This is a genomic window from Ruegeria sp. C12 (genome assembly GCF_056537745.1).
The window spans coordinates 327,524-349,109 of the sequence record NZ_JBQFSA010000003.1; the positions used below are offsets into that span (position 1 = coordinate 327,524).

A 21,586-nucleotide genomic window follows, 5' to 3' on the forward strand; every position below is an offset into this window, starting at 1 on the left:
TCCCGCGCTGCTATTACTCTTGTTCAAGCCAACGGCATGACATAGCGGAAAGACCCAAGAATGGCAGACAGTTCTCAGCTTGATATCGGCCCTGACAAATCCCTGCTTCTGGTGGATGATGACGAGCCGTTTCTGAGACGTCTGGCCAAGGCCATGGAAAAGCGCGGGTTCGAGGTTGAAACTGCCGGTTCCGTCGCCGCAGGTCGCGCGATCTCTACCGCCCGTCCGCCCGCCTATGCAGTTGTCGATCTGCGGCTCGAGGATGGCAATGGTCTGGATGTGGTCGAGGTTCTGCGTGAAAAACGCCCCGACAGCCGGGTTGTTGTACTGACCGGCTATGGTGCGATTGCAACCGCCGTGGCGGCTGTGAAGATCGGCGCGACGGATTACCTGTCAAAGCCCGCCGACGCCACCGACATCACCAACGCGCTGCTGGCCAAGGGTGATGAACTGCCCCCGCCGCCGGAAAACCCCATGAGCGCCGACCGCGTGCGGTGGGAGCATATCCAGCGGGTCTATGAGCTGTGCGACCGGAATGTCTCGGAAACCGCACGGCGGCTGAACATGCACCGCCGGACGTTGCAGCGGATTTTGGCGAAGCGTAGCCCTCGGTAAAAAGCAGAGCTTTGACTGGTCTGTTCAAAGGGTAGTCTTTAAGACTACTCGCCAGACTTCGGATAGATGAACCCGTTCACCGGGTACAAACTGCCATACTGACCCGGAAGGCTTTCGACCCGAACCAGCGTCCAGTCGTTGTTTTTGGACACATCCCTCACGCCCATCTTCAACGACACCTTGTTGCGGTGCCAGTTGGCGTGGTTCACGATGACTTCCCGCTCGGTCACAACATCGGACACAACTGCCACGTGGCCCAGCGGCATCCCGCGGGTTGCCCGAAACGACATGACCGAACCGACAACCGGTTCATTGCCCCGCGCGAAACCACTGCGCGCCTTGCCCCACCAGTCCTTGGCGTTGCCGCGAATTTCGATACCGCTGAGGTCGCGCGCATAGGGCACGCACCACACCCTCTGCCCCCGAGACTGCTTTTGCGAGACCTCGCGCAGCGCCATTGACTGACGTTCCGGATCGAGCTGTTCATCGCTTGGACCATGGGCGCAGGCAGAGACCAGACTCAAAAGTCCCACCGCAATTGCGGTTCGGGCTGCGCCGGACAAGCGCGGCCAAGTCGTGTCTGTTTTGCGTGTGCCGGTGCTCAAGAATCTTCACTGTCCATTCGAAGACACGTGAGTTTTAGGGGGATCAGATGTGTTGTGAAAAGAGGTCTGTCAGCTCGTGGCAAGATTTCGCCGGTTCTTTGTTACACAAATAGGACAATAGCCGGGCCAGAAGGGGAAGATAACGAAGTGTTTGACTACCTGATATGGGCACAGCTTGTTCGAGACGGCGCGACGTCTGAGAATGCATGCAGGACATAGTAGTGGAATTTGGCGGCGTGTAGTCGTAGGTGATTATTGTCTCTTGAGCGCGCTTTTTGATCAACTAGTGTTTTATCTCGCTCTCGAGTTTTGCAATAAAATCCTTGCGAGCTATTGGGTTGGAGAACCAGAAAAGCCCCTTTGTTTTGAGCGCGCTGAGTACAAACTCTGTTCTTATTGCCGCCTCACCGCTTCGTAGAGAAAACACGCCCGTCGTCATAAGTCCATCACCACAAGAAACTTGGTGCTCAGAACTCGCGCCGAAGGCCTTTCCGGTTTCGCTTTCGAAGAAGTATCGAAAATCCCTGAACTCTTGAGGTGAAAGAAAATGGCGGATTTTAGTTTCTTCATATCCCCAAGCCAGAGGAGAAATAACAATTCTGTCTGCCGCCTCTGCCTTACACTCCTTGTAACTAAGTCTTCTTAGTTTTTGCCAGACACCGGTTTGGTAAAAGGATTTGATCTCGGTTAATTGCTGTGCATCGAATGTCTTAAGATATGATTTCGCAAAATCGTCAAGCTGCTCGTCGATGGCAACATCTGTGATTTCATTAGGAACAAGGATTTCGAGGCGCTCGGCATCTCTTACTCTTATGCTGTGGTTTCTCAACAGACTATCGAGGTACCTAACATAATACTTTGAAGCATTGGTTCTCATCGTGCGAAGTTCTTCTTCTAGAAACCGTTGGCTAGCGATATATTTCGCATCGTCTTCTGGAGATGCAGATGCCGTAAGTGCAAGGCAGCACAATAAAATCACTGTGAAACACAGCCTATTCATCTCGAAACTTCCTACTATCTCTCAAGCAACGCGCTATGCCGTGCCACATACGCTTCTCTTACCTCAACCGGCGGTCTTAGCGTGATCGTCAGCCCCTCCGTCACCGCCCGATCCGGGCGACCGAAGAACTTCGTCGCCTCAGCCTCGGAAAACCCCGCGATCTGGGTGGCCTCCATCCAGGCGCTGATCTTGTCGGCTTTCTTGATCTGCCGTTTCACCGTTTTCGGCACCTCTGCCGGCAACCCGAACCGGATGTGGATGGCTGCTGCCAACCGGTCATCCAGCGCGCCATAGTCCGGGCCGACGGCGGATTTGACGGGTGAGATCATGTCGCCGATCACATATTCCGGCGCGTCGTGTAACAGGGCTGCAAGTCGCCATTTCGCGGGCGCTTTGGGGGCGATACGGCCAAAAATCTCTTCGACCAGCAAGGAATGTTCGGCCACGGAATAGGCGAAATCGCCGTTTGTCTGCCCGTTCCAACGCGCCACAAAGGCCAGACCATGCGCGATATCTTCGATCTCGATATCCACCGGTGTCGGGTCCAGCAGGTCCAGCCTGCGGCCTGACAGCATCCTCTGCCATGCTCGGGGTTGTGTTGCCATTCTGCCATGCCTTGTGAAGTGGGACACATTAAAATCGTATTTTTCTGCTATGATGTACCTGTCAGGATCACTTGCTGCCAACGTTTTCTTGAGCGTTCGTGCTTTGAAACATCACCACTCGATCCCGACATAAAAACCGAGGGGGGCACACGCTTCTCCCGGTGTGCGCCTCTCACAAATGCAACGCGAAGTGAAAGGAGCAAGTTATGTTCAAGCGTTTATTTGCAATTGCCCTGACTTTTGGCATGGCCGCCACGGCCCCGCCCGCCCTTGCCCGCACCTGTGCAGAGCGCGAGCATGTGATTGCCAAGCTGCAGGATAGTTACTCGGAAGAGTTGGCTTTTGGCGGTTTGCAGAAAACACGCGGCGCGCAGTCGGTCATGGAGGTTTGGACCTCAAAAGAAACGGGCAGTTATACCGTTTTGGTGACCCAGGCGAACGGCATTTCCTGTATTGTCGCCGTTGGCACCGATTTTTTCGAAGCGATCCCGAAAGTCAAAGTTGACGGCACGCCAAGCTGATAAAACTGGCGTAACACTCCGTTTTCGGACATCCACATTGCCACCTGCCCCAAGGGATGTTAGGGGCAGCCAAGTGTGATTGACCGGAAAAATGGAGCGCCAGATGGCCGGGGACTATATCGTTAAAGACATTTCGCTGGCCGGGTTTGGCCGCAAGGAACTGGATATCGCCGAAACCGAAATGCCGGGGCTGATGTCCTTGCGTGCGGAATATGGCGACAGCAAGCCATTGTCGGGCGCGCGCATCGTCGGTTCGCTGCACATGACCATCCAGACAGCCGTTCTGATCGAAACGCTGACAGCACTTGGCGCGGATGTGCGCTGGGCCTCGTGCAACATCTTCTCGACCCAGGACCATGCGGCGGCAGCGATTGCCGAGGCTGGTGTTCCGGTCTTTGCCATCAAGGGTCAAACGCTGGAAGAACACTGGGATTATCTGGACAAATCCTTCCTGTTCGAAGACGGCCCCAACATGATCCTGGACGATGGCGGCGACGCGACGCTTTATATCCTGCTGGGCGCCCGCGCCGAAGCGGGTGAGGACATCATCCCCGTTCCGGGTTCGGAAGAGGAAGAGGTGATCAAGAAGCAGATCGCCAAGCGTATGGCGGCAAGCCCCGGCTGGTTCACCAAGATGCGCGACCAGATTCAGGGCGTCTCTGAGGAAACCACTACCGGCGTGAATCGTCTGTACCAGCTGGTGAAAGACGGCCACCTGCCGTTCCCGGCGATCAACGTGAATGACAGTGTCACCAAGTCGAAGTTCGACAACAAATATGGCTGCAAGGAATCGCTGGTTGACGGCATCCGCCGCGCCACCGACACCATGATGGCTGGTAAGGTTGCTGTTGTGTGCGGCTATGGCGACGTGGGCAAAGGCTCGGCGGCTTCGCTGCGTGGCGCAGGTGCCCGTGTGAAAGTCACCGAAGTTGATCCGATCTGCGCGCTGCAAGCCGCGATGGACGGGTTCGAAGTGACCCTGCTGGAAGACGAAGTCGAAAGCGCGGATATCTTCATCACCACCACCGGCAACAAGGACGTGATCCGCATCGAGCATATGCGCGCGATGAAGGACATGGCCATCGTCGGCAATATCGGCCATTTCGACAATGAAATTCAGGTGGCCAGCCTGAAGAACCACAAATGGACCAACATCAAGGAACAGGTGGACATGATCGAGATGCCCTCGGGCAACCGTATCATCCTGCTGTCCGAAGGTCGCCTGCTGAACCTCGGCAACGCCACCGGGCACCCGTCTTTCGTGATGTCGGCGTCCTTCACCAACCAGGTCCTGGCGCAGATCGAGCTGTTCACCAAAGGCGACCAGTACGAAAACAAGGTCTACATCCTGCCCAAGCATCTGGATGAGAAAGTCGCGCGCCTGCATCTGGACCGCATCGGTGTGAAGCTGACCAAGATGGACAATGAACAAGCGGCCTATATCGGTGTTGCGCCGGAAGGCCCCTATAAGCCCGAGCATTACCGCTACTGATCGCGGATCGGGTATGAGCAAACGCACAGGACGCCGCCGGATTTCGTATCTGGCGGCGTCTTTCTTTTCGATCATCGTATTTCTATTTCTTGTTGGTTCGGGCGGGTATCTGTTGCTGTCCCATCCGCAATCGCCTGTTCCATCGCATTGGAATCCGATGCGGGATCTGGCCGTGAAAGCCCGGGTCACACCAGTTACCAGATACCAATTGAGCCGGGCGCTGGCGGATGAGGCGCAGTGCCGGGCGGCCCTGTCCGACGCGGGCGCGGCGTTTGAACCGATGGAGGATCTGGTCGTTGATCAGAATTGCGGCATTGCCGGTCGGGGCGCGTTGTCGCAACTGACCTCAGCCAAGGTCGCGCTTGTTGAGACACGCTGCACCACCGCCCTGCGTCTGGCGATGTGGGAACATCACGTGGTCCAGCCAGCCGCGCAGGAGATTCTGGGCACCACAGTCCGGTCCCTGCGCCATCTGGGCAGCTATAACTGCCGCCGCATGCGCACCGCCCAAGGTGAAAACAGCGGGTGGAGCAGCCATGCCACGGCGGATTCGATCGACATCATAGGCGTTACCCTGGCCGACGGACGGGCGCTGAACCTGTTGGACGACTGGACCGAACCCGGCCCCGAGGCCGATTTTCTGCGTCAGATCGGGCGCGGCGCATGTGATTGGTTTCGCGTGGTGCTGGGCCCTGATTTCAACCGCTTGCATGCCGATCATTTTCACCTTCAGGGGCCCGGCTGGGGCTATTGCCGATAGCCGAGCGCGCCGTTTCAGCGTAGGGAGGGCATGAAATCTTCGCGGCCCTGCGGTGTGAAATCCAGAACATTCCACAATGGCCATGCCGCATCCACATGCCGGGGATGCCAATCGCTGGGTTCAAAGAACAGCTCGGAACTCCAGAAATGGTGAATGCCGTCCGAAAGGCGCTGAAAGACATTCAGGATGGGAAGCTGGTCACCCCCGTCGGTCTCGGCCAGATAGTCGCTCTGGTACCGCGTCCCAAGCGCGGAATATAACGGGAGCGCATTCCAACCCATCTTGTCTTTGAGGGACAACAGTTTTTCGGGCGTGTTCTGCGCCACCACCGCAACCGATGCCTTTTGCGCCAGATGATGGATCTGAGAGTTCAACCCATCCAGAAAGGCCGAGCACATCGGGCAAGGGCGTTCCGCATCCGGTCCGTACATCAGCGAATAGATGATCAGCGTATCCTTGTCGCTAAACAGCGACGACATCGGTGCGGCCTCGCCGGTAAGTTCTCGGAACGCGTAATCGTTTGGGATCTTGCCCCCGACAGGCAGAGCACGGCGCAAGGCCGCGACCTCTTCAACCTTTGCTCTCAGGTCCCGCTCGGCGGACAGAAGCGCGTTACGAGCGGATCGATATGCGGTGGTTTCATTGGGTAGGGAAACGGGCATCAGGACCTCCGGGATTCGTAATTAACAAAAAGGTTAAATAAAAAATTCACGAAAATCAATTCGCGGCGTTCCGCAAAGTTCGGCCTAGGGGGAAACCTTGTGATTTTTCCCTTTTGGGAAATCTCATTGCAAGGCTAGTCTCTCGGGCATCGGTGAAAAGTGCCGTGACAACGGATTAAGGAGAATGGGACATGGGCAAACGCGACGATTTGATCGCCAAATACGCTGAAGATCTGAAAGGCAAATGTGGGATGGACCCCGATATGGACCTGCTGACAAAGGTCACCATCGGTTGCGGTCCGGCGATCTATGACGCGGATGCGTCGACAGTGGCGGCCAGCCAGGAAGGTGAACTTGAGACCGTCAAGAACAACTTCCTGATCAAGAAACTGGGCCTGTCCGACGGTCCCGAGCTGATGGAAGCGATCAACAAGGCCATGGAGACCTATGGCATGTCCGAGCGCAACAAATACCGCGCGGTCGTCTATTACATGCTGACCAAGCATTTCGGGAAAGAATCCGTTTACGGTTGATCCCCGGACAATACGATTACGAACGCCCGCCTGTCCCCAAGGCGGGCGTTTTGCATTTGAATTGGATTCTAAGGACTTGCCGTTTGAAACGCGGTCGCGGATCGGGCTATGGTCAATCCAGTGACCAGGACGGTCAGAACCAGATTTTCGATACACGTGTGGTGAGTAGGGAGCACGTGGGGTAGGGAAGGTTCTGCGCCGTGCAGGGCCTTCCCTTTTTTACGTTCAATCCGCTTGGGTTTCGCCCAGAGCACAGATTGTAACCCATTCCGCATCGCTGACAGGCTGCACGGACAGGCGTGAGTTTTTGACCAGCACCATCTCGGCCAACCGCTCATCCGCTTTGATCTGATCCAGCGTCACGGGCTCGGCGAACGGGCGCACCGCCTTGATGTCAACGCATTCCCAGCGTTCGTCATCGGTGGTGCTGTCGGGATGGGCTGCGGCGCAGACCTCGACGATACCGACAATCGCCTTGTCCTTTTGCGAATGATAGAAAAAGCCGCGATCCCCCACGGCCATCTGCCGCATGAAATTGCGTGCCTGATAGTTGCGTACGCCATCCCATTCTTCGCCCACATTGCCCTTGGCGACCTGCTGATCCCAGCTCCAGGTCGAGGGTTCGGATTTGAACAGCCAATACGCCATCAGCCGATCACCCTTTTCCAGGGGATCAACTCGACCGACTCGAACAGCCCCGCCAAAGCATAGGGATCGTTTTCAGCCCAGGTTTTGGCCTCGGCCATGTCCTCGACATCCAGAATGACCAGAGATCCGATCATGTCCTCTTGCTCCAACAGTGGCCCGGCTTGCGAGACGACGCCGGTTTCCTCGATATAGGCCAGGTGGGCCGCGCGGTTGTCCAGACGGGTTTGCAGCGCGCCAGCTTTGTCTTTGGCGATCAGGGCGATGAGCATTCTATTCCTCCTTAAGCGGCCGACCCAGCAGGGACTGAATCGCCTGAGATACACTGTAGGCACCGTCGCTGAGTTCCGCCACCGTTGTGCTGATTGGCATGTCCAGACCCTCGGCCTTGGCGATCTTGGCCATGGCGCGGGCGGTGGCGACACCTTCGACGGTTGTGGTCTTGTCGAACGGCTGATTCAGACCCAAACACAGGCCAAAACGATAGTTTCGCGACAGTTCGGATGAACAGGTCAGCACCAGATCGCCCAGCCCGGACAGCCCCATCAACGTATCCGGTTGCGCCCCGCGCCGGGCAGCAAAGCGTTGCATCTCGGCAAAACCGCGGGTGATCAGGGCAGCCCGTGCGCTGTCGCCCAGCCCTGCCCCGATGGCGGCGCCGCAGCCGATGGCCATGACGTTTTTCAACGCGCCGCCCAACTCGGCCCCGGTGGTGTCAGTGGTGCGGTAAAGGCGCAGGTTTGCGGTGGTCAGCCGGGCTTGCAGGTCTTCGCCCGTAAAGGCGTCAGCACAGGCCAATGTCAGCGCCGTAGGCAGGCCGCGCGCGATGTCATCGGCAAAGCTGGGCCCGGTCAGCAGTGCTGGTTGGGCATCCGGAACGGTTTCGCGGATCACCGCCACCGGGCCAAGCCCAGTGGACAGTTCAATCCCTTTGCAGCAGGCGACCAGGGTTTTGCCCGCCAATGCCGTTCGGTGCTGGGTCAAGGCCGTACGCAACTGCTGCATAGGCACCGAGACCAACAGCAAGTCCGATTGGCACGCCTGATCGATCTGCGCCGTCACCGTGATCTGGGGCGGTAAAGGCACACCGGGCAGGCGTTGTGCGTTCTCGGGCGTCTCCTGCATGGCACGGGCTTGTGCGGCGTCGCGCGACCACAAGGTGACAGGCCCGTTGCCTGCCAAAGAAATCGCAAGGGCGGTTCCGAATGCGCCAGAGCCCAGTACCGAAACGCTCATGCCTTGGCCCCTTTCTTACCGCTGCCCAGCATCGCCGGGCTGGTTTGATCCAAGGGCCAGCGTGGATGTGCGGTCAGGTCCAGACCATCCCGCGCGCCGGTGCGAAAGCGTTCAAGCCCGGCATAGGCGATCATGGCCGCGTTGTCGGTGCACAAGGCCAGCGGCGGGGCGGTGAATGAAACCCCCTGCTCGGCAGATACCGTCTCTAACGCGGCTCGAATGGCGGAATTTGCGGCCACGCCCCCGGCCACTGCGATCACAGGATCGGCAGGGGTTTGTTCCAGATACAGACCAATCGCGCGACGGGTTTTCTCGGCCAGCGTATCCACAACCGCCTGTTGGAACCCGGCGCACAGATCAGCGCGGTCCTGTCGGGTCAGCCCGCCTTTTTCCGCCACGATCTGATCGCGCATCCGCATCAGCGCCGTTTTGAGCCCCGAGAAAGACAGGTCACATCCGGGCCGATCCAACAGGGGGCGCGGAAACCGGAACCGCTTGGGATCGCCCGAGCGCGCCTCGGCCTCGACCGAAGGACCACCGGGCTGCGGCAGGCCCAGCAAGCGGGCGGTTTTGTCGAATGCCTCTCCCGGAGCGTCGTCGATGGTGCCGCCAAGGCGGGTAAACGCCTCGGGGCCATGGGCGATCAGGTATTGGCAATGACCGCCCGAGACCAGCAGCATCAGATAGGGGAATGATACGCCATCGGTCAGGCGCGGGGTCAGCGCATGCCCGGCCAGGTGATTGACGCCGATCAGCGGCAGACCGGTGGCCGCACTGATTCCCTTTGCGCACATCACGCCGGACATGACCCCGCCGATCAGACCCGGCCCAGCGGTCACGGCAATGGCGTCCATGTCGCCCAGACCCAATCCCGCAGCCATAAGCGCCTGCACCACACAGGTGTCCAGCTTCTCGGCATGGGCCCGTGCCGCGATCTCGGGCACGACGCCGCCATAGGCGCTGTGCAGCTCGGTCTGGCCATGCACGACCGAGGACAGAATCTCGGCCCGCGCGCCCTCTGTCTGGCGCACCACGGCGGCCGCAGTATCGTCGCAGCTGCTTTCCAATCCAAGGACGGTAAGTGTTTGCACCATTGGCACGATCCGTTGCATCATGATTGGCAAGCGGGGTATCACCCTGCGCGGATGCAAACAATCCCAAGGCCAAAGGCGCCGATCGTTGTATTTGTTGATGACACGCCCGCGCGCTGCCTCGGAGAGGTTTGTGGCGCAGCTGCCGACCCGCACCAGATCACGGGTGACCGTCATCCATTCCCCCATTCTGGAAATCAAACCGCTGCCGGTGCAGGTTTCAACATCCGACGTGCGGGGGCTTATCTTCTCGTCAGCCAATGCGGTGAACGCGGCGGCATCGATGGGGGTGAGACGCGATCTGCCCGCCTATTGTGTGGGTCCGACCACGACCGGCACCGCCAAAGGCGCAGGCTGGACGGCGCAGATGGTTGGCGGCACGGCCGAGGAACTGGTGGCGGCCCTGCTACAGATCCGGCCGCACAGCCCGCTGTTGCATCTGCGCGGCGAACACAGCCGTGGAAACGTGGCCGAGCGTTTGACAGAACTGGGTGTCACAACGCGGGAACAGGCGGTTTACCAGCAACATCTGCGACCGCTGAGCGCCGAGGCTTTGGCGGTTTGCAACGCAGATCGGCCAATCATCGCGCCGATATTCTCACCCCGGACCGCGCGACAATTTGCCGACATCTGGGCCGGAACCGCGCCCCTTTGGCTGGCCGCGATCAGCCAGGCAACGGCGGAACCCCTTAAATCCTTGGGCTACACGCGCCTGAAGATCGCCAAAGAGCCGACGCCCGTAAAAATGCGCAAAGCCGTTAAAAAGCTTGTGAAACATGCGATGCGGGTTGAGGGCGAGCCGGGTGCAGATTAACTTGAACCAGTCTGTAGTTCTGGTGATTTTAGAATCGATAAGGGGAATGTGACGGTGGCGGGCAAAAAGAAAACCGATCAGGAACCGGTGGAAACCCCGAAATCGGACGACGTAGCCGAAGGCGCAACTGTCGATCCAACTGTCGAATCTGATGACGCGGCTGTTGACCAGAACGACGCCAGCGAAGACCTGACTTCCGAAGCCGAAGCCGAAGCCGAAGCCGAAGCCGAAGCCGAAGCCGAAGCCGAAGCCGAAGCCGAAGCCGAAGCCGAAGCCGAAGCCGAAGCCGAGATTTCGGCGGATACGGCTGAACCGGCGCAGGCACAAGAAAAGCCTGCCGAACCGGCCCCCGAAAAACGCGGCGGTTTTGTTCCGGCGCTGCTGGGCGGCGTAATTGCCGCCGGACTTGGTTTTGTGGCCGGGCAGGGCGGGCTGTTCTCGTCGGGCGGGTCGGACACTGCGCAATCGATTGCCGCGCTGGAATCGAAACTGGCTGATCAATCGGATCAGATCGCAGCCCTGACAAAATCGTTGTCGGATGCGCCGGATGTCTCTGGCCTGTCAGATCAGGTGCAGGCCCTGTCGCAAAAGCTGGATCCGGTTGATGCCGACCTGACCGCGATGAAGTCCAGTGTCGCGGCGCTGAGCGGTCAGATCGCGCCTTTGGCCGATCGATTGACCGAGCTTGAAAAAAACCCGATTGCCGAAAACACCTCACCCGAGGCGAATGCCGCTTTTGAGGCTGAGTTGAAGAAGCTACGGGACTCGCTGGCCGCACAGCGGGCCGAGGTTGAGAAGATGGTGGCCGATGCCCAGGCACTTGAGGCCAAAGCCTCGGCCGAAGCACTTGCGGCGACCAATGCCGCGATCCTGTCGCGCCTGCATGGCCAGTTGGATACGGGTGCGCCATATTCTGATCTGGTGACCGAACTGCAAGCAGGCGGTGTGACCGTGCCGGATGCTTTGTCCGGCCCCGCCGACAAGGGGGTCGAGACGCTGCCAGCGCTCCGCGCCTCATTCGCGCCCGCGGCGCGTACGGCACTGGCCGATGCGCGGGATGCGGACAAAGGCACTGGCCTTGTCGCCTTTTTGCAGCGTCAGACAGGGGCGCGGTCGGTGACCCCTCAGGACGGGGATGACCCCGATGCCGTTCTGTCGCGTGCGCAGGCCGCTCTGGCCTCTGGCGATCTGAGCGGCGCGCTGTCGGAATTGAAATCTTTGCCCGAAGCGGCGCAGACCGCGATGGCCGAGTGGGAGCAGGCGGCTCAGACCCGTGTCTCTGCCGTAGATGCCGCGAATACGCTCGCGTCCAGCCTGAACTCGAACTGAGGGACCTGCCATGCTGTGGTCATTGTTTAAAATCCTTGTTTTCGTTGCGATTATTGGCCTGCTGGCCTTGGGGGCGCAGGCCTTGATGCAAACCAGCGGCGGGGTGCAGATCACTGTTGCGGGTACGGAATACACTTTGGGGCCGCTGCAATCCGTGATCGCGCTGGGTGTGCTGGTCGTTGCGGTTTGGCTGTTCTTCAAACTGCTCAGCCTGCTGATCGCGACGCTGAAATTCCTCAATGGCGACGAAACCGCCCTGTCGCGTTATTTCGACCGCAGCCGGGAAAAGCGTGGTTATGAGGCTTTGGCGGATGGCCTGATGGCGCTGGCCTCGGGCGAAGGGCGCACGGCGATGACCAAGGCCAACAAGGCCGAGAAACTGCTGAACAAGCCTGAACTGACCAACCTTCTGGTGGCGCAGGCAGCCGAGATGACCGGCGACACCAAAAAGGCATCCGAGACCTACAAGAAGCTGGTGACCAACAATGCCACGCGTTTTGTCGGTGTGCGGGGGATCATGAAGCAGAAGCTTGCCGAAGGCGACGACGAAACCGCGCGCAAGCTGGCGGAAAAGGCGCTGGCGATCAAACCGCGTCACGAGGAAACACAGGACGTTCTGCTGGGCCTTCAGACCAAGGCGCAGGATTGGGCCGGGGCGCGGTCGACGCTGACCTCGAAGCTGAAGGCCGGGTATCTGCCGCGCGATGTGTTCAAACGGCGCGATGCGGTTCTGGCCCTATCCGAGGCCAAGGATATTCTGGACGAGGACGCGACAGTTGATCAGCAGGAGCGCGCGATTGAGGCCAACCGCCTGTCGCCCGATCTGGTCCCTGCAGCGGCAATGGCCGCACGCGCCTATATCGAAAAGGGCAAACCCAAAGCCGCGACCAAGATCCTGAAGAAAGCGTGGGAGGTGCAGCCGCATCCCGATCTGGCCCATGCCTTTGCCGAAATTGCGCCGGATGAAACACCAGACCAGCGGATCAAGCGCTTTACCGCCCTGACACGGATTCACCCGGAAAACATGGAAACCCGACTGATCCTGGCCGAGCTGAATATCGTGGCCGAAGACTTCCCCGAAGCGCGTCGCGCGCTGGGCGATGTGGTCGAAAAGCAGGCGGATGCGCGTGGGTACACCCTGATGGCCGCGATTGAGCGGGGCGAGGGTGCAACGGATGCGGTGGTGCAGGGCTGGCTGGCCAAGGCGCTGAACGCGCCGCGCGGGCCGCAATGGGTCTGCACCAACTGCCATGACATTCAGCCGGAGTGGGCGCCGGTCTGCCAGAATTGCGGCAGCTTCGACACGCTCAGCTGGCAGACCCCGCAAACGCCCGAGATCGCCAGCGCCACAGGCGTTCACATGCTGCCACTGATCGTCGGCGCGTTGGAAGACAAAACTGACGAGCCAGATGAGATGGAAGCGACCGAGCCCGAGGGTGCAGACGTCATCGAACTGGACGCCGAGCCGGTTGAGGAAAAGGTCGAAAAACAGGCCTGATCCCCGCGATTGCTGGGCAATTGTCCCGGACAGTTCGGTTTGCTAACGTCGCCCTTACGTCGGGGAGGGCGTACTGACCGAAATGCTGGACTACTCGCATAACCCGTGGCTTGTAGCGGCGTCACTGGCCGTGGCGCTGATGGCCGGGTTCACCGGGCTTTACCTGACGCACGGGGCCTCAAAGCTGGATGACCAAAGGCGCAAGTTCGTGGTGGCGCTGGCGGCGGTCATTTTGGGCGGCGGCATCTGGTCTATGCATTTTGTCGCCATGCTGGGCCTGCAACTGCCGATCCTCTTTTATTATGACGCGCTCATTACGCTGATTTCGGCCCTTGTGGCGATCCTGATGGTGGGACTGGCGTTGCTGTTGCTGCATTTCCGGCCTCGAACGATGCAGACCATGGTTTCAGCCGGGGTCATTGTCGGCCTTGGCATCGTGGTGATGCATTATGTCGGCATGGCAGGGATGGAACTGTGCCGCCCGGTCTACACGGTCTGGGACGTGGCGATTTCCACCGTGGCCTCGGTGGTTCTGTCGGTGCTGGCAATCTGGGTGGCCTATGACAACCGGACCCAGCGCAACATCCTGCTGGGCACCGTGTGTTTCGGGCTGGCCGTCTTCACGATGCATTTCGTGGCGGCGGGGCTGACCGATTTCATCGCCAGCGACAATGCAGGCGGGGCCGGGCCTGCACTGAACAATCAGGTGCTGGCGATGGGGGTCACGGTTTCGGTGTTTCTGATTTGTGGGGCCTTTCTGCTGACCGGGATCACTTTTATCGGGCCTCAGCCCGAAGTCGCACCGTCAGCGTCAGAACCCACGCAAGATCCTCAGCCCACCGCCTTGCGTGCCGGTGTTCCGTTCGAGCGTGAAGGTCAGACCTTCTTTACCGAACCCGCCAGCGTGGCCGCGATCCGGGCCGAGGGGCATTACACCGTTCTTTACATGGGGGCCGAGAAATTGTTTTGCCCCTGGTCGATCACCGAGGCTGAATCGCGCCTGAAACCCGATGGGTTTTTGCGGGCGCATCGCAGCTATCTGGTGAACCCCAAACATGTCTCAAGCTTTGAGCGGCACAAAGACAATGGCACCTGCTACTTCGACGGGGTCGATGCGCTGAGCAAGGTGCCGGTCAGCCGATCCCGCCTGACGGCGATCCGCGACGCGCTGGGCCTTTGATCGCAACTCGTGCAGCCTATTCGCAACTCGTGAAACAAGCCGCGCGCCCCGTTTCACGTGACTGGCGGCACTAGCGCCCGCTCCTCTTTTCTTTTCTCAGGTCCCCCACGGCATACCGCTTGGACCCAGGGAGGAAAAACATGATACCAGCCGGTTTTGAGTATCACCGGCCAGGCGACATCGCCTCGGCCATCGGCATATTGCAGGAACACGGAGATGAGGCGCGTGTGATCGCGGGCGGGCACAGCCTGATCCCGATGATGAAGCTGCGCATGGCCGAGATGGGCCACCTGGTCGATCTTCAGGCCATTGATGAACTGAAGGGTATTGAGGTCGGCGCTGAGACCGTGACCCTGGGCGCGATGGTCACGCAGCACGAGTTGATCACCCATGACGGGCTGGCCTCGGCCATTCCGCTGATCCGCGAAGCGGCGCTGCAGATCGCCGACCCACAGGTGCGGTATATGGGCACTGTCGGCGGCAATGTGGCGAATGGCGACCCGGGCAATGACATGCCGGGGCTGATGCAGTGTTTAAACGCGACGTTTGATCTGTCCGGTCCCGATGGTGACCGCAGCGTCGCTGCGCGGGAGTTCTACGAGGCCGCGTATTTCACCGCGCGTGAAGACGAAGAAATCCTGACCCGCATCTCGATCCCGGTGCCGGGTGCAGGCGTTGGTCAGGCTTATGAAAAGCAAAAGCGCAAGATCGGCGATTACGCGACGGCTGCTGCTGCGGTGATGGTGGGCAACGGAACGGCTTCGGTTGCGATGACCAATCTGGCTGACACGCCGGTCTGGTCCGAGGCCGCGAGCGCCGCTCTGGCAGGCGGCAATGTTGAGGGCTGCGTGGCGGCGATGCTCGACGCGATTGACCCGGTGGCCGACAACCGCGGCCCTGTCGAATTCAAGAAACACGTGGCCGCCGTGATGCTGCGCCGCGCCATCGACCGTGCGCAACGCCGCGCGGGGTGAGGAGGGGAACACATGTCGAAAATGCACGTCAAACTCACCGTGAACGGCAAAGAGGTCGAAGGTCTGGCCGAGCCGCGCACTTTGCTCATTCACTTCTTGCGGGAAGATCTGAAAATCACCGGCCCTCATATCGGTTGCGAAACCAGCCATTGCGGAGCCTGCACCGTCGATATCGATGGGAAATCCGTCAAATCCTGCACCACCTTTGTGGCACAGGTGAACGGGGCCGATGTCACCACTGTCGAAGGGCTGACCAATGACGATGGTAGCCTTGGGGTGTTGCAAGAGATGTTCCGCGAACATCACGGGCTACAATGCGGCTTCTGCACGCCGGGGATGATCACCCGCGCGCATCGCTTGCTGCAGGAAAACCCGAACCCGACCGAGGATGAAATTCGCTTTGGTATGGCGGGGAACCTGTGCCGCTGCACTGGATACCAGAATATCGTCAAGGCGATCTCGGCCTCGGCTGATTTGCTCAATGCGCAAAAGCCCTCAAGTAGCGAAGCGGTAGGGCAAACCAAAGTGGAGGCTGCGGAATGAACGACCAGACCCTGACCCCCGAAGAACGCGCCGCCAACCTAAAAGGCATGGGCTGCGCCCGAAAGCGCGTCGAGGATGTGCGGTTCACCCAAGGCAAAGGCAATTATGTCGATGACATCAAGTTGGACGGGATGCTGTTCGGCGACTTTGTACGCTCGCCCTACGCCCATGCCCGTGTCGTCAGTGTGAACAAAGAGGCGGCTTTGGCCGTGCCCGGCGTTGTCGCGGTTTTGACTGCCGAAGATCTGGCGCCGCTGGGTCTGCATTGGATGCCGACGCTGGCTGGCGACAAGCAGATGGTGCTGGCCGATGGCAAGGTTCTGTTCCAGGGCCAGGAAGTTGCCTATGTCGTGGCCGAAGACCGGTATATCGCGGCGGATGCTGTGGAACTGGTCGAGGTTGAATACGAAGAACTGCCGGTTCTGACCGACCCGTTCGAGGCGCTGAAATCCTCCGTTGTCCTGCGTGAAGATCTGGAAGGTCAGACCGAGGGCGCGCATGGCCCGCGCAAACATCACAACCATATCTTCACCTGGGAACAGGGTGACAAGGACGCGACCGAGGCTGTTCTGGATGAGGCTGACGTAGTGGCCGAAGAAATGGTCTATTACCACCGCACCCACCCCTGCCCGCTGGAAACCTGCGGCTGTGTGGCCTCAATGGACAAGGTGACCGGCAAGCTGACGCTTTATGGGACGTTCCAGGCCCCCCACGCGATCCGCACGGTTGTGTCGCTGATCTCGGGTCTGGCCGAGCACAATATTCGGGTGATCAGCCCCGATATTGGTGGCGGGTTTGGCAACAAGGTTGGGGCCTATGCGGGGTATGTCTGCTCGGTTGTCGCCTCGATTGTGACCGGCAAGCCGGTGAAATGGGTCGAGGACCGGATGGAGAACCTGATGTCCACTGCCTTTGCCCGTGACTACTGGATGCAGGGGAAGATCGCTGCGACCAAGGACGGGAAGATCACGGGTCTGTGGTGCCATACCACGGCGGACCATGGCGGCTTTGACGCCTGTGCCGATCCTACCAAGTTCCCGGCGGGGTTCATGAACATCTGCACCGGGTCCTATGACATCCCGACCGCCTATCTGGCCGTGGATGGTGTCTATACCAACAAAGCTCCGGGCGGGGTGGCCTATCGCTGTTCCTTCCGCGTGACCGAGGCGGCCTATTTCATCGAACGCATGATCGAGGTTCTGGCCATCAAGTTGAACATGGACGCGGCCGAGCTGCGCCGGATCAACTTCATTAGGGCCGATCAATTCCCCTATCAGTCGGCGCTGGGCTGGGAGTATGACTCGGGCGATTATCACACCGCCTGGGACAAGGCGCTGAAGGCCGTGGACTATGACGGACTGCGGGCCGAACAGGCGCAGCGGATTGAGGAGTTCAAGGCCGGCAATACTCGCAAGTTGCTGGGGATCGGCCTGACGCATTTCACTGAAATCGTGGGTGCGGGGCCGGTGAAGAACTGCGATATCCTTGGGCTGGGCATGTTCGACAGCTGCGAAATCCGCATTCACCCGACGGGCTCGGCTATCGCGCGGCTGGGGACGATATCGCAGGGTCAGGGCCATGCCACGACCTTTGCTCAGATCATCGCCAGTGAGATCGGCCTGCCCGCTGATGACATCACGCTGGAGGAAGGCGACACCGACACAGCGCCCTATGGGCTGGGGACTTATGGGTCCCGGTCAACGCCCGTGGCAGGGGCTGCAACGGCTATGGCTGCGCGCAAAATCCGCGCCAAGGCGCAGATGATCGCGGCCTATCTGTTGGAGGTTCACGACAACGACGTCGAATGGGATGTGGATCGGTTCTCGGTCAAAGGCGCGCCCGAGCGGTTCAAGACCATGAAGGAAATCGCCTTTGCCGCCTATAATCAGGCCATTCCGGGGCTGGAGCCGGGTTTGGAAGCCGTCAGCTACTATGACCCGCCGAACATGACCTACCCGTTCGGGGCCTATATCTGCGTCATGGAAATCGACGTGGATACCGGCGAGTGGGAGGTCCGGCAGTTCTACGCTCTGGATGATTGCGGTACGCGGATCAACCCGATGATTATCGACGGGCAGGTTCATGGCGGCGTGACCGAAGCGTTGGCCATCGCGATGGGTCAGGAAATTGCTTATGATGAGATGGGCAACGTGAAGACCGGCACGCTGATGGATTTCTTCCTGCCGACCGCGTGGGAGACACCGAACTATATTACCGACTATACGGTAACGCCGTCTCCGCATCATCCGATTGGGGCGAAAGGCGTCGGGGAAAGCCCGAATGTGGGTGGCGTGCCTGCGTTTTCGAACGCGGTGCATGATGCGTTCCGGCCCTTTGGTTTGGTGCAGAGCCATATGCCGCATGACCATTGGCGGATCTGGAAGATTGCCAATGGGCTGGGGATGCACGGGTAATTGGGTTCGGACCGGCTGTGGCCGGTCCGATCAGGCAAGGGGGCTCTGCCCCCTTGGACCCCCGAGATATTTTTGGCCAGATGAAGATTGGATCCTGGTTTTGACTTTGAGTGACGTGCAGAACGGATTGGCCGCGCAGGGCTATGTTGCCGATGATCGGTTGGCGATGGCATTGCATCTGGCGCAGGCGTTGGGGCGGCCCTTGTTGCTGGAAGGTCCGGCCGGGGTTGGCAAGACCGAGGTCGCCAAGGCGGTGGCGGCTTGGCGGGATACGCGGTTGATCCGGTTGCAGTGTTATGAGGGGCTGGATGCAAACCACGCGATCTATGAGTGGAATTATCAGCGTCAATTGTTGGCGATCCGAGCGAGCGAAGCGCAGGGTGGCACCAGCGAGGCGCAACTGTTTTCCGATGCGTATTTGCTGAAAAGACCTTTGTTAGAGGCCATTTCGGAAGAAGAACCTTCGGTTTTGTTGATCGATGAGATTGATCGGGCGGATGAAGAATTCGAAGCCTATCTGTTGGAAATCCTGTCGGATTTTCAGATCACGATCCCCGAGCTTGGGACGATCAAGGCGCGGGTTCGGCCCATTGTTATCCTGACCGCAAACGGGACGCGGGATCTGTCGGATGCTTTGCGGCGGCGGTGTCTTTACAGTTTCTTGGACTACCCAACGAAAGAAACGGAACTGGCGATCCTGCAGGCGCGGATGCCCGAGGTTGAAGGGGCGCTGGCGCGGCAGATCATCGGGGTCGTGCAGGCGCTGCGGCAGGAAGATCTGGAAAAGAAGCCGGGTGTGGCAGAGATGTTGGATTGGGCCGCCGCCCTGTCGGGGCTGGGGGTCAACGATCTGGCCAAGTCCCGGGACGAGGTGCAGGCGACCTTGGTGTGTCTGCTGAAAACCGCTGCGGATTACGATGCGGCCCCTGCGGAATTGATGGATCGATTGATCGGGAAGGTGGCGTGATGCAGGTGACGCGCTTTCCCTCTCGGGCTGATGGGTTGGCAGATCGCATGTCGGGGTTCATTGCCCATCTGCGCCTGAATGGCTTGCGGGTTGGCCCGAAAGAGACTTGCGACGCGTTGGTGGCTTTGTCCAAGGTCGAGGTTACGGATACCGATCAGGCCCGTCAGGCATTATGCGCGGTTCTGGCTGGGGATGCCGAAGATTGGCGGCGGTTCGACGGCCTGTTTGACGCCTATTGGTTCAATGCGGGCAAGCAGCGGTCCGGCGTCGCGCAGAATACGCATGTTCGCGTTCAGTCGGCAAAGCCGATGATCTGGCAAAGCCATGAACATGGCGCGGACGGCGCTGAGACCGGTTCAGGGGACACCACTCCGGACCCGAGCGACAGGGAGGCCGAGGGGAAGGACGGGAAGCTGATTGCAACCCGCACGGTCAACCTGTCGCGCCGGGATTTGCGTGAGCTGATGGACGAACACTCGTTGAAACAGGCGGAAGAGGCGGCGTTGAAGCTGGCGCGTGCCATACGCGACCGGCGTTCGCGCAGGCGCAAGCGGGCTTTGCGAGGGCCAACGCTGGATATGCGGCGCATTCAACGGGCCAGTCTCGCTCGGGGCGGTGAGCCCATCGATCTGTTTCGCCGCGCGCGGCCCCCTCGTCCGATGCGGATCGTTGCCTTGTGCGATGTCAGCGGATCGATGACCGTGTATTCGCGGGTCTTTCTGGCCTTTCTCAAAGGTCTGATCGGCAGCGGTACTGATGCGGATGCCTATCTGTTTCACACGCGTCTGATGCGGGTCACCGACGCGTTGCAGGACCATGATACGCTGTGCGCGGCTGGTCGGTTGTCGCTGATGGCCGAGGGGTTCGGTGGCGGTACGGATATCTCGGGCAGTCTGGAGCGGTTTCTAAATGGCTACGGCGCGCGTGCGCTGAATGGCCGGACGGTCGTTCTGATCCTGTCGGACGGGTACTGCACTCAGACCCCGGATCGGTTGGCAGACGCTTTGGCACGGATGCGGCGCAAAGCGCGGCGGATTGTCTGGCTCAATCCGCTGAAAGGGTGGAAGGGCTACCAGCCTATCGCGGCGGCCATGCAAGCTGCGGAACCTTATCTGGACGCCCATTTGCCCGCCAACACGCTGGACGCGCTCGCGGCCCTTGAACCTGAATTCCGAAAGCTCTGAAAAGGGTCTAACATGGGAAATTTTGACATATTCGACACCATTGAGCAGCTTCGGCAAACCGGTCAGCCATTCTGTGTCGCGACTGTTCTGCGGACGGCGGATGCGACCTCGGCCAAGGCGGGTGGAAAGGCGGCTGTGACGCGGGGTGGAGAGATTCTGGGCCATCTGGGTGGAGCGTGCGTACAGCGGGCGGTTCGAGCCTCGGCACAGCAGGCGTTGTCCAGTGGGACGCCGCAGATGATCCGCGTGAAACCTTCGGACAAGGTGGTGACGATGACGGACCCGGATGGCGTGCAAACCTTCAAAAGCGGATGCCCGTCCGGCGGTACGGTTGACCTGCTGGTCGAGCCGTATCAACAGGCGCCCCGGCTGGTGATCTTTGGTGCCTCGCCCATCGCATCGGCCTTGGCGGCGCACGGCACCTTGGCCGGGCTGCGCGTCTGTCTTGACGACGGCGCAGAGGCATCGGCTGAATGCACCCGATTCTCGTTGGATCAGGTGTGTGAACTTGGGATCGAGGCGCGGGATTTCGTGGTGGTCGCGTCCCAGGGCCAAAACGATGGCGCGGCGCTAAAGGCGGCGTTGGAGACACCAGCCGCGCGCGTCTCGATGGTGGCCAGCCGTCGCAAGGCCGATACGCTGGTGGCGAAACTGATCGCGCAGGGCATGGACCCGTTGCGCGTTGCGCGGCTGAAATCGCCTGCGGGGTTGGACATTCACGCCATCGATCCGCACGAAATCGCCTTGTCGATCCTGGCCGAGATTGTGCTTTGGCGGAACAGTGATACGACTAAGGAGGTCTCTCATGACGAAAAGCTTGCGTAGATGGTGCGCCGCACTCTGGCCCGCCCGCCCCGACCCCAACCCGGAAGACGCGGCCGAAATGGCGCTGATCGTCTTCCCAAGATGTTGTTGAAC

The 21,586-nt window shown here is 59.8% G+C and carries 23 protein-coding genes; 15 read left to right on the forward strand and 8 right to left on the reverse strand.

Features of this window, described 5'->3' with window-relative positions; genetic code table 11:
* The first annotated feature begins 60 nt into the window (after positions 1–60).
* The gene (locus tag ACR0C9_RS08990; RefSeq protein ID WP_050604676.1) at positions 61–615 is read left to right on the forward strand and encodes an ActR/PrrA/RegA family redox response regulator transcription factor; all 555 of its coding nucleotides are present in this window, start codon (positions 61–63) and stop codon (positions 613–615) included.
* A 44-nt stretch (positions 616–659) separates the two neighbouring features.
* Here the strand turns inward: ACR0C9_RS08990 and ACR0C9_RS08995 are convergent, their stop codons facing one another.
* The 3 genes from ACR0C9_RS08995 to ACR0C9_RS09005 form a co-directional block, all read right to left on the reverse strand.
* Entirely contained in the window at positions 660–1,148 is a 489-nt protein-coding gene (locus tag ACR0C9_RS08995; protein ID WP_480708456.1) for a CHAP domain-containing protein, read from the reverse strand.
* A gap of 355 nt (positions 1,149–1,503) precedes the next feature.
* Positions 1,504–2,220, reverse strand: coding sequence for a DUF2059 domain-containing protein (locus ACR0C9_RS09000; protein ID WP_480780835.1), 717 nt, complete (start codon positions 2,218–2,220; stop codon positions 1,504–1,506).
* A gap of 14 nt (positions 2,221–2,234) precedes the next feature.
* On the reverse strand, positions 2,235–2,825 hold the full coding sequence (locus tag ACR0C9_RS09005) for an HD domain-containing protein (protein WP_170623554.1): 591 nt from the start codon (positions 2,823–2,825) through the stop codon (positions 2,235–2,237).
* Positions 2,826–3,031: 206 nt separating this feature from the next.
* On the opposite strand from ACR0C9_RS09005, the gene ACR0C9_RS09010 reads away from it, so the two are divergent.
* From ACR0C9_RS09010 to ACR0C9_RS09020, 3 genes are all read left to right on the forward strand, one after another.
* Complete coding sequence (locus ACR0C9_RS09010) at positions 3,032–3,346, forward strand: hypothetical protein (protein ID WP_170623556.1); 315 nt, start codon at positions 3,032–3,034, stop codon at positions 3,344–3,346.
* A gap of 103 nt (positions 3,347–3,449) precedes the next feature.
* Positions 3,450–4,838 (forward strand): adenosylhomocysteinase, encoded by a 1,389-nt coding sequence (gene ahcY, locus ACR0C9_RS09015; protein ID WP_170623557.1) that lies wholly within the window; start codon positions 3,450–3,452, stop codon positions 4,836–4,838.
* A 13-nt stretch (positions 4,839–4,851) separates the two neighbouring features.
* Complete coding sequence (locus tag ACR0C9_RS09020) at positions 4,852–5,598, forward strand: extensin family protein (protein ID WP_170623559.1); 747 nt, start codon at positions 4,852–4,854, stop codon at positions 5,596–5,598.
* A 14-nt stretch (positions 5,599–5,612) separates the two neighbouring features.
* Here the strand turns inward: ACR0C9_RS09020 and ACR0C9_RS09025 are convergent, their stop codons facing one another.
* Positions 5,613–6,260 (reverse strand): DUF899 family protein, encoded by a 648-nt coding sequence (locus ACR0C9_RS09025; RefSeq protein WP_170453317.1) that lies wholly within the window; start codon positions 6,258–6,260, stop codon positions 5,613–5,615.
* Positions 6,261–6,451: 191 nt separating this feature from the next.
* Here ACR0C9_RS09025 and ACR0C9_RS09030 point away from each other — a divergent pair, with 191 nt between their 5' ends.
* The gene (locus tag ACR0C9_RS09030; RefSeq protein ID WP_170453316.1) at positions 6,452–6,793 is read left to right on the forward strand and encodes a DUF2853 family protein; all 342 of its coding nucleotides are present in this window, start codon (positions 6,452–6,454) and stop codon (positions 6,791–6,793) included.
* Positions 6,794–7,018: 225 nt separating this feature from the next.
* Here ACR0C9_RS09030 and ACR0C9_RS09035 read toward each other — a convergent pair whose 3' ends face one another.
* The 4 genes from ACR0C9_RS09035 to tsaD are packed head-to-tail and all read right to left on the reverse strand — an operon-like array spanning position 7,019 to position 9,768.
* Positions 7,019–7,441: an EVE domain-containing protein gene (locus tag ACR0C9_RS09035; protein WP_170453315.1), complete on the reverse strand. Its 423-nt coding sequence runs from the start codon at positions 7,439–7,441 to the stop codon at positions 7,019–7,021.
* Positions 7,441–7,710: a YciI family protein gene (locus ACR0C9_RS09040; RefSeq protein WP_170453314.1), complete on the reverse strand. Its 270-nt coding sequence runs from the start codon at positions 7,708–7,710 to the stop codon at positions 7,441–7,443. The genes ACR0C9_RS09035 and ACR0C9_RS09040 overlap by 1 nt, the downstream gene beginning before the upstream one ends.
* Before the next feature lies 1 nt (position 7,711).
* The gene (locus tag ACR0C9_RS09045; protein WP_480780836.1) at positions 7,712–8,674 is read right to left on the reverse strand and encodes an NAD(P)H-dependent glycerol-3-phosphate dehydrogenase; all 963 of its coding nucleotides are present in this window, start codon (positions 8,672–8,674) and stop codon (positions 7,712–7,714) included.
* The gene (tsaD, locus tag ACR0C9_RS09050; RefSeq protein WP_480780864.1) at positions 8,671–9,768 is read right to left on the reverse strand and encodes a tRNA (adenosine(37)-N6)-threonylcarbamoyltransferase complex transferase subunit TsaD; all 1,098 of its coding nucleotides are present in this window, start codon (positions 9,766–9,768) and stop codon (positions 8,671–8,673) included. The genes ACR0C9_RS09045 and tsaD overlap by 4 nt, the downstream gene beginning before the upstream one ends.
* Positions 9,769–9,898: 130 nt before the next feature.
* On the opposite strand from tsaD, the gene ACR0C9_RS09055 reads away from it, so the two are divergent.
* The 10 genes from ACR0C9_RS09055 to ACR0C9_RS09100 all read left to right on the forward strand — a co-directional run bounded on the left by ACR0C9_RS09055 (position 9,899) and on the right by ACR0C9_RS09100 (position 21,493).
* Entirely contained in the window at positions 9,899–10,579 is a 681-nt protein-coding gene (locus ACR0C9_RS09055) for a uroporphyrinogen-III synthase (RefSeq protein ID WP_480780837.1), read from the forward strand.
* Between the two features lie 54 nt (positions 10,580–10,633).
* Positions 10,634–11,908 (forward strand): COG4223 family protein, encoded by a 1,275-nt coding sequence (locus ACR0C9_RS09060; RefSeq protein WP_480780838.1) that lies wholly within the window; start codon positions 10,634–10,636, stop codon positions 11,906–11,908.
* A 10-nt stretch (positions 11,909–11,918) separates the two neighbouring features.
* The gene (locus ACR0C9_RS09065) at positions 11,919–13,406 is read left to right on the forward strand and encodes a heme biosynthesis HemY N-terminal domain-containing protein (RefSeq protein WP_480780839.1); all 1,488 of its coding nucleotides are present in this window, start codon (positions 11,919–11,921) and stop codon (positions 13,404–13,406) included.
* An 82-nt stretch (positions 13,407–13,488) separates the two neighbouring features.
* The gene (locus ACR0C9_RS09070) at positions 13,489–14,586 is read left to right on the forward strand and encodes an MHYT domain-containing protein (protein ID WP_480780840.1); all 1,098 of its coding nucleotides are present in this window, start codon (positions 13,489–13,491) and stop codon (positions 14,584–14,586) included.
* A gap of 140 nt (positions 14,587–14,726) precedes the next feature.
* Entirely contained in the window at positions 14,727–15,560 is an 834-nt protein-coding gene (locus ACR0C9_RS09075; RefSeq protein ID WP_480780841.1) for an FAD binding domain-containing protein, read from the forward strand.
* Positions 15,561–15,572: 12 nt separating this feature from the next.
* Complete coding sequence (locus ACR0C9_RS09080) at positions 15,573–16,103, forward strand: (2Fe-2S)-binding protein (RefSeq protein WP_170520814.1); 531 nt, start codon at positions 15,573–15,575, stop codon at positions 16,101–16,103.
* Complete coding sequence (locus tag ACR0C9_RS09085; protein ID WP_480780842.1) at positions 16,100–18,517, forward strand: aerobic carbon-monoxide dehydrogenase large subunit; 2,418 nt, start codon at positions 16,100–16,102, stop codon at positions 18,515–18,517. The genes ACR0C9_RS09080 and ACR0C9_RS09085 overlap by 4 nt, the downstream gene beginning before the upstream one ends.
* 100 nt (positions 18,518–18,617) lie before the next feature.
* Positions 18,618–19,484 carry an AAA family ATPase gene (locus ACR0C9_RS09090; protein WP_480780843.1) on the forward strand — a complete coding sequence of 289 codons (867 nt, stop codon included), beginning with the start codon at positions 18,618–18,620 and terminating at the stop codon, positions 19,482–19,484.
* Positions 19,484–20,668, forward strand: a complete 1,185-nt coding sequence (locus tag ACR0C9_RS09095) for a vWA domain-containing protein (RefSeq protein WP_480780844.1) — start codon at positions 19,484–19,486, stop codon at positions 20,666–20,668. The genes ACR0C9_RS09090 and ACR0C9_RS09095 overlap by 1 nt, the downstream gene beginning before the upstream one ends.
* Positions 20,669–20,680: 12 nt before the next feature.
* Positions 20,681–21,493 carry an XdhC family protein gene (locus ACR0C9_RS09100; protein WP_480780845.1) on the forward strand — a complete coding sequence of 271 codons (813 nt, stop codon included), beginning with the start codon at positions 20,681–20,683 and terminating at the stop codon, positions 21,491–21,493.
* Positions 21,494–21,586: the final 93 nt, after the last annotated feature.

Excerpts from the sequence above, each read along its gene's own strand:
- ACR0C9_RS09005 (WP_170623554.1), bottom strand. The coding sequence starts at position 2,825 with ATGGCAACACAACCCCGAGCATGGCAGAGGATGCTGTCAGGCCGCAGG.
- ACR0C9_RS09095 (WP_480780844.1), top strand. The coding sequence starts at position 19,484 with ATGCAGGTGACGCGCTTTCCCTCTCGGGCTGATGGGTTGGCAGATCGC.
- ACR0C9_RS09020 (WP_170623559.1), top strand. The coding sequence starts at position 4,852 with ATGAGCAAACGCACAGGACGCCGCCGGATTTCGTATCTGGCGGCGTCT.
- ACR0C9_RS09085 (WP_480780842.1), top strand. The coding sequence starts at position 16,100 with ATGAACGACCAGACCCTGACCCCCGAAGAACGCGCCGCCAACCTAAAA.
- ACR0C9_RS09000 (WP_480780835.1), bottom strand. The coding sequence starts at position 2,220 with ATGAATAGGCTGTGTTTCACAGTGATTTTATTGTGCTGCCTTGCACTT.
- ACR0C9_RS08990 (WP_050604676.1), top strand. The coding sequence starts at position 61 with ATGGCAGACAGTTCTCAGCTTGATATCGGCCCTGACAAATCCCTGCTT.
- ACR0C9_RS09040 (WP_170453314.1), bottom strand. The coding sequence starts at position 7,710 with ATGCTCATCGCCCTGATCGCCAAAGACAAAGCTGGCGCGCTGCAAACC.
- ACR0C9_RS09100 (WP_480780845.1), top strand. The coding sequence starts at position 20,681 with ATGGGAAATTTTGACATATTCGACACCATTGAGCAGCTTCGGCAAACC.
- ACR0C9_RS09030 (WP_170453316.1), top strand. The coding sequence starts at position 6,452 with ATGGGCAAACGCGACGATTTGATCGCCAAATACGCTGAAGATCTGAAA.
- ACR0C9_RS09010 (WP_170623556.1), top strand. The coding sequence starts at position 3,032 with ATGTTCAAGCGTTTATTTGCAATTGCCCTGACTTTTGGCATGGCCGCC.
- ACR0C9_RS09075 (WP_480780841.1), top strand. The coding sequence starts at position 14,727 with ATGATACCAGCCGGTTTTGAGTATCACCGGCCAGGCGACATCGCCTCG.
- ACR0C9_RS09070 (WP_480780840.1), top strand. The coding sequence starts at position 13,489 with ATGCTGGACTACTCGCATAACCCGTGGCTTGTAGCGGCGTCACTGGCC.
- ACR0C9_RS09065 (WP_480780839.1), top strand. The coding sequence starts at position 11,919 with ATGCTGTGGTCATTGTTTAAAATCCTTGTTTTCGTTGCGATTATTGGC.
- ACR0C9_RS09035 (WP_170453315.1), bottom strand. The coding sequence starts at position 7,441 with ATGGCGTATTGGCTGTTCAAATCCGAACCCTCGACCTGGAGCTGGGAT.
- ACR0C9_RS09045 (WP_480780836.1), bottom strand. The coding sequence starts at position 8,674 with ATGAGCGTTTCGGTACTGGGCTCTGGCGCATTCGGAACCGCCCTTGCG.
- ACR0C9_RS09080 (WP_170520814.1), top strand. The coding sequence starts at position 15,573 with ATGTCGAAAATGCACGTCAAACTCACCGTGAACGGCAAAGAGGTCGAA.
- tsaD (WP_480780864.1), bottom strand. The coding sequence starts at position 9,768 with ATGGTGCAAACACTTACCGTCCTTGGATTGGAAAGCAGCTGCGACGAT.
- ahcY (WP_170623557.1), top strand. The coding sequence starts at position 3,450 with ATGGCCGGGGACTATATCGTTAAAGACATTTCGCTGGCCGGGTTTGGC.
- ACR0C9_RS09025 (WP_170453317.1), bottom strand. The coding sequence starts at position 6,260 with ATGCCCGTTTCCCTACCCAATGAAACCACCGCATATCGATCCGCTCGT.